This is a genomic window from Legionella israelensis (assembly GCF_004571175.1).
In the GTDB taxonomy this organism is placed as follows: Bacteria; Pseudomonadota; Gammaproteobacteria; order Legionellales; family Legionellaceae; genus Legionella_D; species Legionella_D israelensis.
The window spans coordinates 2,610,995-2,625,390 of the sequence record NZ_CP038273.1; the positions used below are offsets into that span (position 1 = coordinate 2,610,995).

Below are 14,396 nucleotides of genomic sequence, written 5' to 3' on the forward strand. Positions count from 1 at the left end.
TACCCAAAGGATTGCATAACCACTTAATAAAGAGGTCGGCATCCTTATGGACGAGAATCTTAAAACACCCACCAGAAAAAATGGTCGTCATCTTCGCGTACCTGTTTTGCCTTCTGAAGAAATTCAAATTAAATCGAATGCAGCCACAGCCGGTCTTTCAATTGCCGAGTACTTAAGACGGCTTGGTGGACTATTAAAACTATGGTTGACTCAGGATAAACGCGTTGCGCATTTTGACCTCCAAACAGTAAAAACATTATTAAATCGTATTCAAACCACCCAAGATGCAATGTTGGAAGTGGTGAAAAAACTATGATTATTCGCCATATTCCTATGAAGAAAACTAGACTTAGTAGTTTTTCGGGTCTTGTTCATTACCTGTGTAATCAACAAAACAAACAGGAGCGAGTGGGTAAGGTCAGATTATCAAACTGCAATAGTCTCGATCCTATTTGGGCTGTTCAGGAAGTATTAGCAACACAGGCTAAAAACCAAAGAGCCACTGGGGATAAAACCTACCATATGCTTATTTCTTTCGCCGCAGGTGAAAACCCTGCACCACAAGTTTTACGGGAAATTGAAGATAGGGTGGCATTGTCGATTGGATTTACAGAACATCAAAGAATCTCAGTTGTTCATCATGATACAGATAATCTTCATATTCATGTCGCGATTAATAAAATTCATCCTAAAACTTTTAATATGATTGAACCTTACAGGGCATATAAGACCTTTGCTGAGGTTGCATCCCAGCTCGAAATTGAATTAGGTCTTCAAATAACCAATCATCAAACTCAGAAAAATCGTTCGGAAAATCTTGCAGACGATATGGAGCACCATTCAGGTATTGAAAGCTTGATTAATTGGATGAAGCGTCACTGTAAGGAAAAAATAGAGGCGGCTAGAAGCTGGAAGGATATTCATAGTATTTTGGTAGAACATGGATTGATGATACGTGCTCAAGCCAATGGTTTTGTTTTCTGCAATGTACAAGGGATGACTGTTAAAGCCAGTTCAATTTCCAGAAGCTTTTCAAAAAAAAATCTCGAATCCAAGCTAGGTTCCTTCGTACCATACTACTCAGAAGGCGATGCCCCTGCATCCAATGTTTACCGTTATGAACCATTAAATAAAAAAGTACTCGGTTCTGCACTCTATGCCAAATATCTGCATGAAAAATCACATAATAAACACTTCATCTCAGACAAGCTTAAAAACTTGCGCGAGGTTAGAGCCATACTCATTGAAAAGGCTAAAAAGCGGGGCCGAATTAAAAGAGCTGCATTGAAATTAATGAACCTATCTAAAGTACAGAAAAAGTTCTTATATAGTCACATAAACAAAACGCTGCTTAATGAAATTGATAACATTAGGAAAAATTACGCCAAAGAACGTAACCGATTATTAGATTCTCATCAAAACAAAACATGGGCTGACTGGCTGAAACAAAAAGCACAAAGTGGCGACCAGGATGCCTTGGTGGCAATGCGTTATCGTAATCGTAAAAATAAACATGATTATACCATTTCAGGTGCAGATTCAGTTTTTACTACTTTAAATTTTGGACAAATCGACTCTGTTACGAAAGAAGGCACTGAGATTTATAAAAAAGATAACAGCGTTATTAGAGACAATGGAAAAGAAATTATCATTTCTAAAGGTGGGTCTATTTCTGCACTGAAAAGCGCATTGGAGATGGCAAGACAGCGTTATGGTAACTGTATTTGTGTGAACGGGTCTCCACTGTTTAAAAAGATTATTTTGCAAATCGTCATTCACTATCAAATGCCAATCACTTTTGCTGATTTGGATTTGGAAAATCAACGTCAAAAACTAAATTTTGAAAAGGAGAAATCTTATGAGCAATCAAGATCAAATCGACAAAGCTATCGAGGAAGAACTTCAGGAGGCTATGAGACTTCTGGAACAGCCACCGGAAATAGAAAGGGAAGTACACAGTCCAACCCTTTCAGCATTAGACAAGGGTCGCCAGCCAAAGATCACAACAGCTTGCGAAACCTGTCCAAATGCGATCTGGTTCAGCTCACCAGAGGAGGTCAAGTGCTATTGCCGGATAATGCACATGATCACCTGGAGCGGAAAGGATTCAAACCTGATAACCATGTGCGACGGAAAATTTCTCGATTAAAGAAGAAGGGGAAGGGGCATAAGAATTGATGCCCCTACTAAGAATTTGGTACCAGCAACTTCCTCTATTGCGACGATCATTTCCTGCATAAATAAGGAGAAAGAAATTTTAAAAAAGGCGACGGTCTTCTTTGCGAAAGAAGCGAAATAAAATATTCGTTTATCGCCCGGCATAAGAAGACCTGGCCAGTTGGCATGATGTGCCGGCTAATGGGCGTTACTCCATCCGGATACTATAGTTATCAAAAACGCAAACGGACAAGACCGGCAAATAAACCAGAACATCAGGGGTTATTGGATTGGGTTAAAAAAATATCAGAATCTAGCAAATTCTCGTATGGAAATCGCAGGATAAGAAAGGCGCTGAATGCTCTTGGCTACCCGGTTGGTCGAAGAAAAACCCGCAGTTTGATGCGTGAGGCTGGTGTTTTTGTTCGCTATAAAAAGAAATACAAGGTAACAACAAACAGTAATCATAATCAGCCTGTTTTTGATAATGTTTTAAACAGGCAATTTAATGTCAATGAACCCAATCGTGCTTATGTATCTGATATTACCTATATCCCGACCCATGAGGGCTGGCTATACCTGACGGTGATGATTGACTTGTTTTCCCGAAAAGTGGTTGGCTGGAACATGAGTTCAAGAATGAAGGCCGACACGGTTTGTGATGCGTTAACCATGGCAATTTGGCAAAGAAAGCCCAAAGCAGGCCTTATCGTGCATTCCGATAGAGGCTCACAATATGCCAGCAAACAATATCGTGACTTGCTCAATCAGCATGGTCTTGTGGGCAGCATGAGTAAAAAGGGCGATTGCTGGGATAATAGTGTTGCTGAGAGCTTTTTCAGCCGCTTGAAAAATGAATTAATTCATTGGCGTAATTATCAAACCAGACGCGAGGCAAAACAGGATATTCTGGATTACATGACCATGTTTTATAATAATCAAAGGTTGCATTCGTTTTTGGATTATCAAAGTCCGAATCAATTTGAAAACAGGTTCTGGGGGTTAATGAAAAACGTGGCTTAACTGGGGTGTACAAATTTGCTTGACCACATCAGAGTCTTTGATATTGTTAAAGGTCGAAGTGAAAAAGACCTTTCTAGCTATTTGGCATCATTAGAAGGAAAGGAACAAGTCAGAGTGGTTTGTATGGATTTAAGTAGTACATACCGTTCTATCGTAAAAAAGCACTTTCCGAATGCAAGGATAGTAGCTGACCGTTTTCATGTGATTCGTTTGTTGCAGCATCAATGTATGATGACCTACAGAGAGCTGGCTTCTAACGTGAAAAGCAATAGAGGCCTGTTACCTTTGCTTCGTACGAGACCTGACAAGCTAACAACTAAAAAAAGAATTAGAAGAGATGCTTTCTTGGAAGACAACCCTGCCGTCAAAGCGGTTTATGACTTCCAACAACAGCTGCATCAGTTACTACTGTTCAAGGCTATGAATAAGAAGTGGTGTCGAAAAGCTATACCCAAGTTTTTAAACATGGTAAAGGAGTTGAAACAGAGCCCCTTCAAGGCATTAGCTTCTCTTGGTAGAACTTTCTACTCATGGAGAGAGGAGATAGCTTGTATGTGGCGATTTAGAAAGTCTAATGGCATTACAGAAGGCTTTCATAGAAAGATGAAACTGATTCAAAGACGTGCATATGGATTTAGAAACTTTGAAAACTATAGGACTCGTGTTAGAGTGCTGTGCTGTTAAGTGAGTGCCCCCGTAAATGGGAAAGACCCATTATTTGTAGTAGTTCAAACTTGATCTGACAGTTACCGGTTTTTCAGAAGTGTCTGTCAGGTCAAATTCAGCCTATCAATTTTTCCTTCCAGATTTGTTTGCCATCAATCAATGTTTGCATTGGAGTACGTCCACAGCACATTTTGCCTTGATGGGTGCGCTCATTATTATAATAATGAAGCCATACGTCCAGATCTTTTTGCAGTTCATCCATGTCATCGTAAACTTTCTTACGGAATGTGATTTGATAAAACTCCTGCAAAATCGTTTTGTGGAAACGCTCACAAATACCGTTTGTTTGCGGTGATTGTGCTTTAGTTTTCGTGTGATCAATGTTGTTAATAGCTAAATAAAGCTGATAGTCATGCTGTTCTACTTTCCCACAATACTCTGTACCCCGGTCAGTTAAAACACGCAGCATAGGTAACTGCTGCTGCTCAAAGAACGGCAAGACCTTGTCGTTAAGGAGATCTGCTGATGTAATAGGCGTTTTTGTTGTATAGAGCTTGGCAAATGCCACTTTGCTATAAGTATCAACAAAAGTCTGCTGATAAATGCGGCCAACTCCTTTGATAGTTCCCACATAGAATGTATCTTGGGAACCAAGATAGCCAGGATGTGCTGTTTCAATTTCGCCGCAAGCCTCATCATCAAACTTCTTCTTCTCCAAAGCTGCAATTTGTGCTTCTGTGAGAATAATGCCCTCTGATGCTACTTTGGCTTCAAGTGCCTTCAAACGGTCTTTAAAGTTAGCTAAATTATGCCTAAGCCAGACGCTGCGAACGCCACTAGGGGATACAAAAATCCCTTTCTTACGCAACTCATTACTGGTGCGTAGTTGACCATGAGCTGGATATTCTATGGCGTACTCTTTTACCGCTTGCTCTGTAAGCGCTTAATTAACCTCACCTAGCAAAGTTCCTTCCCAACCTTGATACTCCGTTTATTTTTAACAACGGAGAAAATCAGCATGACAGACAATCCGAAAAGATCACGACGCGAATTTTGGCAATCTCATAATGACTCATGGGAAGTCAGTGGTTTAACCCAAGCTGTTTACTGTGAACAGCAAGGCATAAGTCATTCAGCGTTTTGTTATTGGCGAGGACGTCTTCGTCCTAAAGCTTCAAAAGCGCAGAGAACATCCCCTCATTTTCTAGCGGTTAAGTCAGCTGTTGAACCTACTTCGGCAAACACGCCCTATGAGCCGGCCATTCAGTTAATGTTGCCAAATGGTGTACGCCTTGGAATCAGCGGTCAGACCGACAAAGTCATTTTACGTGAAGTTTTAACGTTTGCAGGGGCGTTATAATGTTGCGCTTACCGGAAACGACAGCGATTTATGTTGCAACAACACCTGTTGATTTCAGAAAAGCCATTAATGGCTTGGCTGCCATGGTGATTGAGGAATTTGAATCGCCGGCGAACGATGGTTCTGTTTACGTTTTTTATAATCGTAGCCGTGACAGGGTTAAGTGTTTGTTTTGGGATAAGAATGGTTTTGTGCTTTATCACAAGCGCTTAGAGCGTGGAAAATTTAAGATGGAGAAGACGTCAACCCAGCTTGAAGCCATTACTCACCAACAGTTGGACTGGTTGTTGGCGGGGCTTGAATTTAAGTTGATGTCTGAATTTCCCATGCTTGATTTCAAGCATTATTTTTAAGTTAACTTCATGATTTTATTAAATTAAACCGTTACATTGCATGCTTATTTTGGTATAATAGTGCCCATTAAAACAACACAAATAATACCAACGATGAAACAACAATCTGACTTAACAGTAGAGCAATTACGCGAAGAAAATGCGCGTTTGTTGGCATTGTTGGCTCAGCAGGAAAGCACTATCGAAACGCTTCGCCACCAGCTGCACTTATTCCGTAATGCACGCTTTGGCCGCAAAAGCGAAAAAGGTGTCGTGCCGGAACAAATGGCATTGCAATTTGACGAAGCAGAGCCATCCAGTGAACAGGATGAATCGACTGTTGAGCCTTCTCAAACTGAAACCATTACCTATACCCGTGCTAAAAAAGGCACAGGCCGCAAAGCACTGCCCAAGTCATTACCCTATGTTGAGCAGATTCATGACTTAAGCGATGAAGAAAAACATTGCGACTGTGGTTGTGAGTTAACTCATATTGGTGACGACATCTCAGAACAACTGGATGTTGTACCGCAAATGACCTTCCGTGTGGTTCATGTTCGTAAAAAATACGCTTGCAAGACATGTGAAGAAACCATTCAAACGGCCAAACTGCCGAAACAACCTATTCCACAAAGCATTGCATCGTCTGGTTTACTGGCAGCAGTGATTGATGCCAAGTTTAACCGCCACATGCCGCTTTATCGCCAGGAGGCGATGTTTAAAGAAGCGGGCATTCCCGTTACCAGAGCAACGCTTTGCAACTGGGTGGTAAAAGCCGCTGATTTATTAACGCCGCTGGTTAAACTCATGGTTGCGGCCATTCACGATTATGACATCGCTTATGCGGATGAAACACCCGTGCAGGTGCTCAAGCAGAAAAACAAACCGCCAACATCAAAATCCTATATGTGGCTATTCATTGGCGGTCCACCGGATAAACGCTGTTATGTTTATCAGTACCATCCGTCACGCACTCACCAGATACCGGCTGATTTCTTTTCCGACTTCAGCGGCTACCTGCATGCTGACTGTTATGGTGGTTATGTCGCTTTAGACAAAGAAGACCATGTTACCCATGTTGCCTGTATGGCGCACGCCAGAAGGTATTTTGTCGATGTGGTCAAACTTGCCGGCAAGAAAAAAGGCATTGCCCATAAAGTCTTGACCTATTTTACCGAGCTTTATCAGCTGGAAGCTTCCCTCAAAGAGGCAAAGGCTGTGTAACCCTCCCTTAAAATAGCACCATTTTCAATTAGAGTTTCTCCGGCATAATAAGCAAAAAAGAGGAGGAACGATGAAACGCAGTCGCTTTACAGAAAATCAAATTTTAAACATATTAAAATCAGTTGAAGTAGGACGATTGGTAAAGGATGTATGCCGGGAACATGGGATATCCGATGCCACCTATTACAACTGGAAAGCAAAATACGGTGGGATGGAAGCCTCAGATATTAAACGCATGAAGCAACTTGAGGAAGAAAATGCAAAGCTGAAACGGATGTTTGCTGATTTGTCTCTGGAAAACCGTGCACTGAAGGATGTTATAGAAAAAAAGCTTTGAAGCCGGCTGAAAAGAGGGAAATGGCTGATTATCTGGTGCAGGAACATGGTCTGAGTCTCAGGCGAAGCTGCTCGGTATTACGCTTAAGTCGTACAGCTTACTACTATCAGCCGGCGATGGATAAGGATGAAGCGGTGATAAAAGAATTGGTGACCATAACCGAACACTATCCGCGTTATGGTTTCAGGAAGTTGTTTATCAAATTGCGGCAGGCAGGTTTCTCCTGGAATCATAAAAGAGTATACCGTGTTTATTGTGAGTTGAAGTTAAATATAAGGCGAAAAGGAAAACGCAGATTAGCTTCCCGTCACCCGGAACCTCTTGCTGTGCCTGATTCCCTTAACCATACATGGTCAGCTGATTTTATGAGTGATGCCCTCAATTGCGGCAGAAGATTCAGGACTTTTAATGTGGTAGATGATTTTAATCGGGAAGCTTTGGCAATTGAAATTGATTTGAGCTTGCCTGCTCTAAGGGTTATTCGGGTACTTGACCATATTGCCGCCAATCGAGGATATCCTGCAAGGTTGCGACTTGATAATGGACCTGAGTTTATTTCCCTTGCGTTAGCGGATTGGGCAGAAAAGCATGGTGTTATTCTTGAGTTTATTCAGCCGGGAAAGCCAACTCAAAATTCATTTGTGGAGCGGTTCAATAGAACTTATCGGAATGAAATATTGGATTTTTATCTATTTAGAAGTCTCAATGAGGTACGTGATATTACCACAAATTGGATGAAAGAATATAACGAAGAAAGACCACATGAATCACTCGGTGATATGTCACCTTTGGATTACAGATTGATTAAAAACAGGTCGGAAAACTCTAATTATAACTGGCACTAAAAAAGGGAGGTTTACAGCTGCACCAGACGATATTTATCAGGCAAGACAAAAAGAGGCCAAACCTATTCTTGATGAACTCAAAGACTTTGTTGAAGATAAAAAAATCAATATCCCACCGAAAAGCCCATTGGGCAAAGCCGTTCATTACCTGTTGACGCACTGGGTTGCGCTCAAACGATACCTTGACGATGGCCGTCTCGAAATAGATAACAACCGAACAGAGCGCTCCATTAAACCTTTCGTCATCGGACGAAAAAACTGGCTCTTTCATGGCAACGAAACGGGCGCCAAAGCAGGTGCTATCCTCTATTCCCTCATCGAAACCTGTAAGCAACACCAGGTTGATGCTTTCGCATGGTTGAAATACGCACTGACCAACATCCAATATGCTGAAACCATCGAACAGCTCGAAGCTTTGCTGCCCTTTCATGTAAACCCTTCCGAACTTGAAAACATGCGCAGCTTACCTGCTTTGGAAATGCCTGAGAAGAGTGGGGTTAATTAAGCGTTTACCTTGCTCTATAGAATCGTCAACACGGTTCTTGTGATTAGGTTGCCTTCGTGACTTATCAAATAAGGCATCTACCCCACCAGATTCTACCGCTGATTTATAACGATAGAAGGTGTCTCGTGATAAACCCATTACCTTACAGGCTTTCGATACATTGCCTAATTCTTCAGCTAAATTTAGTAAGCCAACTTTGTGTTTAATAATTTTAACGTTATTATCTATCATGAGAGTTTTCCTTTTGGTTTTGTTAAAGTTTGCACTTCTATCAAAACCGGAAACTCTCACCTTTTCAAGTGGTTATGTCAGATTAAGTCGAAACTAATTCACATTATTTTATTGGAAGAAACTTGGGCTGGAATATCAGATTTAACTTTCATCCCATTATTTTTTACTAGGGTCACTTTGTCATTTAGTAAATCCTGTAACATAGTGGAAATCCTTTTTAAACTGTCTACATTACGTCTACATAAGATTTTCGATATTTTTAAAAAGCACCGTAAGTGCTTGATTTATATGGTGGGCCCACTAGGACTCGAACCTAGGACCAACGGATTATGAGCCCTCAACTTTAAATTTAACCCGTTGATTTTAAAATAATAATTTGTCGCATGATACCACTACAAATGGCGTATAATGTATAACTGTGTCATACTCAAACACGCAAAAGTCACGCATGTGTATTTTCCACTATTCAAATGAATTTTTTACAAACCACATACTGATGTGTGTGTTTCTGTGTTTACCTGTGGCGATATGACTATGGTTCAACATTCATTCCAATCAACACTAAGAGTTAGTACAAAATGTGCTTATGGAAATAACAACAAACAGCTAATAAGCATTAATTTTATGCCGGGTACAAGTTAATTTATTTTCAATAATATCTTCGATTATAAATGCATCCTTAGCTGCTGCATTAAAAAAATTATAACATTGCATAATATCCCCCATTTCAACTCCATGAAGATTCATATCATAAGCTTGCTTATCAGTTGCAAATAAAACCCTTTGTGATGGCGAAATTATAGAGGTAATAAGCACCCCATAATCAGCATCATTATTAAAGGGAATTAATCCTATTGTTTGCGATTTTAACTCTATTTCACTGGGATTCCCACATTGAGATAAAGAGCTCGGTCCAGCACCATTTTTCTTTTCACAATATAAATAAGTTATTTTGATAGACTCTTTTGTTTTATTAAATACAGAATACCCTGAAACACTTTGATAGGCATTTATACTGAATGGAATCAAAGATAAAAGTAAAATAAATATTTTCATGCCTTAATTCCCGCATGAGACCTACCAGTACAAAACAAATTTATGGTTCCAAAATCATCGATTTCTGCTCTCTCACGGATGATACATGTAGGTAAGTATTGATTCTTCATTGCTAAATCATCTGAATATTCTTTAGTCCTAACATTGTTAGATATAAGCGTAACAATATATAATTTTCCGTCCCTAGAGCCATTTCTACTTGTATAATTACCAATATACTTTGACGATTTACCATCTATAGAAATTGAAAATTCATTTTTATCACAAATATATTGGTTATTATGATCTCGACAAGATTTATATCGAACTGTAATAGGATAGTCAGAGTAATTGACAATATAGCTTCCATGACTTTTAATGGGTAAATCTGCGATAGAAGAATATGAACAAGTAGAAATCAAAGCAGAAAATATAAATAAATAATATGGTAATGACATTTTTACTACTTACCCTCAACGTGAGAACAAAATAAGTCGTCAGCAAATGTATTTATAGCAATAGGAAACATGTTTAATATGCAAAACTGCACTTTACTTAATTCTTTACTAGGAATATTTAACATTTCATCAAATCCAGGAAAACTTTTTTCTGAAACAGATGTTTGAATTTTAGTAATAAAAATTGGATGGGACTCAGTATCATTTTCTGGAATCCATGTTTGTCCAATAGACAAATTTTTTGTCCTCAATTCAGTACAAATATGCTTCTTCTCTAAAGTAATGCACACTTGATATTCAATAAGTAAATTATCGTGGGTCCCATTCATAAGGATCGAACTTTTAGTAGCATTACAAATACCACTTGAAATAGAAACCAATAGAATAATAATTAACTTATTGATATACATATAAATATAATGAAAAACAATTTCAGAAAATAAAGATTATAATGAATAAGTTAAAAGTGATCAATATTTATCCATTATTTGTTGTTGGAATACTCCCTTGATCAAACCATCCTTCCTCTATTATAAAAAGCGCTTTTAGGACAAAAGAAAAAGCCCCAAACAGGGGCTTAATACCTTGAAAATACATGCGTCTCGCCATCAACATCTACCGAACAATAATCATTGATAAATAGATCACGGGAAAAAACCTCGCAATCAAAGTAAAATCTCAAATTATCCGGTATCTGGTGCGCATAACATTCATCAAATAATTGCCAAGCAAAATCAACCTCTGAATCGAAACAACCTTGATAACAGTTATCCATCATTGATTCGGCTTCTGCTACCTCATACTCAGATAGCAATGCTGCACCAATGCGGCCATGTTGCTGAATAAAAAACGCATACTCAGCAATGGTTTGTATCGAGGTATATTCATCTATATCAACATCACCAAAACCTTCAAAATCATGCAGCGCAAATTCTTCTGCGCCTTCTATTGGGCTATTGTCCAGCATCTCATAGATTTCAGCCATGATGTCGCTTTCGCTTTGTGTGGCGTCAATCCACTCGCCATGCAAGATTGCGTTATTATAAGATGCCAGACAGGCAACATATATTTGAGGGGTGTCCATAGGCTTTCTCCTTAATCATTTAAAGAGCAAGCCCCATGGGAGCATGCTCCCATGTTGGGTGATTGATTAAAACGGTATATCTTCTGTCGTTTCCTGCAACATTTCACGCATTTGAGCCACGTGGCTTTCAGCAGTGCTGTTAGCAGGTTGGTCATCACTGGCTTTACTTTGACTCAGTAACTGAACATTGCTTACCACAATACTGGTGGCAGAACGGGTATTTCCATCTTTATCAGTCCATGAATTAGAACGCAGCTTACCCTCTATAAAAACCTTGCTGCCTTTATGTAAAAATTCAGTAACTTTGGTGTATTTGCCAAAAAAAACCAGTTGATGCCATTCCACCCGGGTTTGCCATTCGTCGTTTTGTTTATACGACTCATTGGTGGCCAGCGTGGCAGTGACAAAAGCTTGACCTTCTTTGCCGGTGATACTTTTTGGATCAGCACCCAAATTGCCAATAAGCTGGATGCGGTTCAATGATGCAGTCATAATATTCTCCTGTTGGGGTTAAAAATCGCATAACAGAAAAATAGCCGCATAAAGCAGACGTTTTTCTGTTATGCGGTTAATGAATTACTTCAAGGGATCAGCAAGCGATTTTTCTCTTAGAGAAAATTTTTACAAAGGAAATGAGCGATTCCAATTTATTTAAACTCAGTTCTGCTTGGTGAATGTCATCCGCAGATATTCGCAGGCGAACATTTTGCAAATCATTCACACAACAATTAAGTTCAAACAATAAGTGCTCGACTTCCAGCTGCAACGCTTCTGCTTTTTGCATGATATACTCCTTATTTAATAAAGAGGATTAACCCCAGCAGGGATAAATAATCCCCTGTGGGTTATGTAAAACAAAGATCACCGACGTGTCGGTTGATTTGCCTGATTATTAAAGATGATATGCCTAAGCACATTCCATTGGCTTAAAGCCACAAGACGTATCCATGAAGGGTTTCCCGGCTAAACGCTCCACCATCAAATTAGGGAAAAAATGGTGTATCACAAGACCTTGCGGTTTCGTCAGGGTTTCACTGACTCTTCAGTTGTGTTTCTTTGAGAATACCAATTGAGATATGAATATCAAGGAAAATAACATATTGATATTAAATGAAATTAATGTAATTTACTATTTAAAGCTTATAAATTGAATTTTCTTTTAACTTTACCTCGAAATGCTCTGTAGGATTTGAGAAGGCTTCGAGATTTTTCTTCACTGTCATTTATTAATTTAAATGCTTCAGGATTTCCGTCTTTATGCGCAACTAAATTATACCTATCACCAACAAGCTCGCATCTGCCACACATTGAGTAAAGTTGTCCAATTTCATGAAGATTGAAGGTAAGCTCTGATAATAATTTATTTAACTTTTTGTCTAGAAATTGATTGCTTGGTAACTGTATGAATTCAACCAAAGTATCTATTCGCCAATAAGTCCCCTCAGGTAAATATCCTTCTTGTGTCATCTTTATGATAGACTCCAACATTTTATCATTAAAAATAGAATTAAATTTCCGGTAAATTTTTAAATCATGTTTTATTTTTTTGTTTCTACAATCTTTGCATTCTTTGAATATTAATATTAAAAACCCGGATGAAATTAAAGCGATTAAAATTTCTATCAGGTCAAGTCCAAAAAGTGCTGTAAATTCCCATTAATTCAGCCTATCAAGTTAGTACGTTATTTAGTCAAAGCATTCATCCCTACAACATTAGACTTTCCGGCTTCATTCTCAGCCAGCCAGTCATTAAATTCGTCCATATTAAGATAACGCCTTGATTGCCACTGCTCGTTTTGTTCAGCTAATAAAGCGCCAATCAGCCGCCATGCAGAATCATCATTAGGAAATATCCTTATCACTCGTTCTCGGCGCCTGATTTCCTCGTTAATTCGCTCTTGCATGTTGGTGGTGCGAAGTCGCTTCCTGTATTTCTCCGGCAACGCCATAACTACCATGGCATCGTCAAAAGCCTCCTCAAGGCAGGTAACTGATTTTGGTGCTTTTTTCTCAAAGGCATCAATAAAATCATCGCGTCTACGCCTGGCTTCTTCCATATCAGGTGCCTGAAAAACAAGCTTTGCCTTTTCAGCAACATCTTTGCGGTGTCTGACAGAGCAGTGCCCGAGGATGTTGCGCATCAAGTGAACTTGGCATCGTTGCCAGGTTGCACCTTGAAAGTGCTTTCTAGCCGCTTCCACAAGCCCTGCATGCTGGTCTGACACAACATACATCACGCCTTTTAGCCCACGAGATTTTAGCCATTTAAACGCTTCATCCCATGTAGCATAGCTCTCAGTGTCACCAATGCGAAGGCCCAGTATTTCACGGTAGCCATCACTTCTGATACCCGAGATGGTCAAGGCTGCTCGAGACACGACTCTGTCACCATCACGACACTTGATAAACATCGCATCAACCATGATAAATGGGTAGTTGTCACCATCAAACCGACGCTCGTTGAAGGCTCTGACTCTTGCATCAAGACCAGAACACAGTTGACTGACGGTTGACTTTGAAAAACTAGCACCGCAAAGTTCTTCAGTAATGTTATTAACTTTTCTGGTTGATACGCCATTAACAACCATTTCCATCAGAGCCAATACAAAAGCCTGCTCACTGCGTTGATAGCGCTTAAAAATATCGGTAGAAAAAGAGCCATCACGTGTCTGCGGCACTTGAAGAGTGACTGGTCCCACACGAGTGTATAGTTGTCTTGGACGGTAACCGTTACGATAGCCTATACGTTCACCTGAACGTTCATGCTTGTCTGCTCCCAGACTTTCTGACACCTGTGCCTCCAATACCTGATTCAATACACCTTCAACAAGCTTTGCGAGCCCATCCTGGCTTGATAAAAGTTCTGGAAGCAATTCCTTTCCAACTGTAATATTGTAATCCGTCATCGCTAATCTCCTTCGATAGTTATTGTTTTTCACAACTCAATAGTACCGAATTTTAGCGATGACTCCACTCCTAAAAAGTCAACCTGAATTTACAGCAGTTTACGGACATAACCTTTCTATCATATATTTCCTTATATAAAACCATAAATAAAATACACGGCTTTATTTACATAACCATAATGATATATCTTATATTTTAGCACTCAAGGTAAATTTTAAGTGTTGCAGAACAT

Annotated in this window: 15 protein-coding genes and 4 pseudogenes; 9 read left to right on the forward strand and 10 right to left on the reverse strand. The window is 39.5% G+C overall.

Features of this window, described 5'->3' with window-relative positions:
• The first annotated feature begins 46 nt into the window (after positions 1-46).
• The 4 genes and pseudogenes from E4T55_RS11970 to E4T55_RS11985 all read left to right on the forward strand — a co-directional run.
• Positions 47-316, forward strand: a complete 270-nt coding sequence (locus E4T55_RS11970; RefSeq protein WP_058500451.1) for a plasmid mobilization protein — start codon at positions 47-49, stop codon at positions 314-316.
• The gene (traI, locus tag E4T55_RS11975) at positions 313-2,178 is read left to right on the forward strand and encodes a TraI/MobA(P) family conjugative relaxase (RefSeq protein ID WP_058500450.1); all 1,866 of its coding nucleotides are present in this window, start codon (positions 313-315) and stop codon (positions 2,176-2,178) included. The genes E4T55_RS11970 and traI overlap by 4 nt, the downstream gene beginning before the upstream one ends.
• A 69-nt stretch (positions 2,179-2,247) precedes the next feature.
• Positions 2,248-3,180, forward strand: a pseudogene (locus E4T55_RS11980) (IS3 family transposase); the annotation flags it as partial.
• Between the two features lie 30 nt (positions 3,181-3,210).
• A pseudogene (locus tag E4T55_RS11985) lies at positions 3,211-3,864 on the forward strand (ISL3 family transposase); the annotation flags it as partial.
• Positions 3,865-3,894: 30 nt separating this feature from the next.
• On the opposite strand, the pseudogene E4T55_RS11990 reads toward E4T55_RS11985, so the two are convergent.
• Positions 3,895-4,783, reverse strand: a pseudogene (locus E4T55_RS11990) (IS481 family transposase); the annotation flags it as partial.
• Between the two features lie 81 nt (positions 4,784-4,864).
• Between E4T55_RS11990 and tnpA the strand changes: the two are divergent.
• From tnpA to E4T55_RS12015, 5 genes are all read left to right on the forward strand, one after another.
• The gene (gene tnpA, locus E4T55_RS11995) at positions 4,865-5,206 is read left to right on the forward strand and encodes an IS66 family insertion sequence element accessory protein TnpA (protein WP_058501899.1); all 342 of its coding nucleotides are present in this window, start codon (positions 4,865-4,867) and stop codon (positions 5,204-5,206) included.
• A complete protein-coding gene (gene tnpB, locus E4T55_RS12000; RefSeq protein ID WP_058501898.1) occupies positions 5,206-5,559 on the forward strand; it encodes an IS66 family insertion sequence element accessory protein TnpB in 354 nt (117 codons plus the stop codon). The genes tnpA and tnpB overlap by 1 nt, the downstream gene beginning before the upstream one ends.
• Positions 5,560-5,652: 93 nt before the next feature.
• The gene (tnpC, locus tag E4T55_RS12005; RefSeq protein WP_115325363.1) at positions 5,653-6,762 is read left to right on the forward strand and encodes an IS66 family transposase; all 1,110 of its coding nucleotides are present in this window, start codon (positions 5,653-5,655) and stop codon (positions 6,760-6,762) included.
• Between the two features lie 70 nt (positions 6,763-6,832).
• Positions 6,833-7,944 (forward strand): IS3 family transposase gene (locus E4T55_RS12010; protein ID WP_242604080.1). Its coding sequence is split into 2 segments (ribosomal slippage): positions 6,833-7,085 and positions 7,085-7,944, totalling 1,113 coding nucleotides; the frame shifts between segments, so codons are not numbered across the junction.
• A gap of 64 nt (positions 7,945-8,008) precedes the next feature.
• Complete coding sequence (locus E4T55_RS12015) at positions 8,009-8,449, forward strand: IS66 family transposase (RefSeq protein ID WP_245183919.1); 441 nt, start codon at positions 8,009-8,011, stop codon at positions 8,447-8,449.
• Between the two features lie 9 nt (positions 8,450-8,458).
• On the opposite strand, the pseudogene E4T55_RS12020 reads toward E4T55_RS12015, so the two are convergent.
• The 9 genes and pseudogenes from E4T55_RS12020 to E4T55_RS12060 all read right to left on the reverse strand — a co-directional run.
• Positions 8,459-8,680, reverse strand: a pseudogene (locus E4T55_RS12020) (helix-turn-helix domain-containing protein); the annotation flags it as partial.
• 606 nt (positions 8,681-9,286) lie between these two features.
• Positions 9,287-9,736, reverse strand: coding sequence for a hypothetical protein (locus E4T55_RS12025; RefSeq protein ID WP_058502030.1), 450 nt, complete (start codon positions 9,734-9,736; stop codon positions 9,287-9,289).
• On the reverse strand, positions 9,733-10,173 hold the full coding sequence (locus tag E4T55_RS12030; RefSeq protein ID WP_131780783.1) for a hypothetical protein: 441 nt from the start codon (positions 10,171-10,173) through the stop codon (positions 9,733-9,735). Before E4T55_RS12030 ends, E4T55_RS12025 begins: the two co-directional genes overlap by 4 nt.
• A gap of 5 nt (positions 10,174-10,178) precedes the next feature.
• The gene (locus E4T55_RS12035; RefSeq protein WP_131780784.1) at positions 10,179-10,409 is read right to left on the reverse strand and encodes a hypothetical protein; all 231 of its coding nucleotides are present in this window, start codon (positions 10,407-10,409) and stop codon (positions 10,179-10,181) included.
• 341 nt (positions 10,410-10,750) lie between these two features.
• Complete coding sequence (locus E4T55_RS12040; RefSeq protein ID WP_058502032.1) at positions 10,751-11,257, reverse strand: antirestriction protein ArdA; 507 nt, start codon at positions 11,255-11,257, stop codon at positions 10,751-10,753.
• Between the two features lie 66 nt (positions 11,258-11,323).
• Positions 11,324-11,749, reverse strand: coding sequence for a single-stranded DNA-binding protein (locus E4T55_RS12045; RefSeq protein WP_058502033.1), 426 nt, complete (start codon positions 11,747-11,749; stop codon positions 11,324-11,326).
• A gap of 97 nt (positions 11,750-11,846) precedes the next feature.
• Positions 11,847-12,041: a hypothetical protein gene (locus E4T55_RS12050; protein WP_058502034.1), complete on the reverse strand. Its 195-nt coding sequence runs from the start codon at positions 12,039-12,041 to the stop codon at positions 11,847-11,849.
• A gap of 356 nt (positions 12,042-12,397) precedes the next feature.
• Complete coding sequence (locus tag E4T55_RS12055; RefSeq protein ID WP_131780785.1) at positions 12,398-12,724, reverse strand: hypothetical protein; 327 nt, start codon at positions 12,722-12,724, stop codon at positions 12,398-12,400.
• 215 nt (positions 12,725-12,939) lie between these two features.
• Entirely contained in the window at positions 12,940-14,163 is a 1,224-nt protein-coding gene (locus E4T55_RS12060) for an IS256 family transposase (protein WP_115325208.1), read from the reverse strand.
• Positions 14,164-14,396: the final 233 nt, after the last annotated feature.

Bases quoted from the DNA above. Each gene is read 5' to 3' on its own strand.
- E4T55_RS12050 (WP_058502034.1), bottom strand. From the start codon at position 12,041: ATGCAAAAAGCAGAAGCGTTGCAGCTGGAAGTCGAGCACTTATTGTTT.
- E4T55_RS11970 (WP_058500451.1), top strand. From the start codon at position 47: ATGGACGAGAATCTTAAAACACCCACCAGAAAAAATGGTCGTCATCTT.
- tnpA (WP_058501899.1), top strand. From the start codon at position 4,865: ATGACAGACAATCCGAAAAGATCACGACGCGAATTTTGGCAATCTCAT.
- E4T55_RS12025 (WP_058502030.1), bottom strand. From the start codon at position 9,736: ATGAAAATATTTATTTTACTTTTATCTTTGATTCCATTCAGTATAAAT.
- E4T55_RS12055 (WP_131780785.1), bottom strand. From the start codon at position 12,724: ATGACACAAGAAGGATATTTACCTGAGGGGACTTATTGGCGAATAGAT.
- tnpC (WP_115325363.1), top strand. From the start codon at position 5,653: ATGAAACAACAATCTGACTTAACAGTAGAGCAATTACGCGAAGAAAAT.
- traI (WP_058500450.1), top strand. From the start codon at position 313: ATGATTATTCGCCATATTCCTATGAAGAAAACTAGACTTAGTAGTTTT.
- E4T55_RS12060 (WP_115325208.1), bottom strand. From the start codon at position 14,163: ATGACGGATTACAATATTACAGTTGGAAAGGAATTGCTTCCAGAACTT.
- E4T55_RS12040 (WP_058502032.1), bottom strand. From the start codon at position 11,257: ATGGACACCCCTCAAATATATGTTGCCTGTCTGGCATCTTATAATAAC.
- E4T55_RS12045 (WP_058502033.1), bottom strand. From the start codon at position 11,749: ATGACTGCATCATTGAACCGCATCCAGCTTATTGGCAATTTGGGTGCT.
- tnpB (WP_058501898.1), top strand. From the start codon at position 5,206: ATGTTGCGCTTACCGGAAACGACAGCGATTTATGTTGCAACAACACCT.
- E4T55_RS12030 (WP_131780783.1), bottom strand. From the start codon at position 10,173: ATGTCATTACCATATTATTTATTTATATTTTCTGCTTTGATTTCTACT.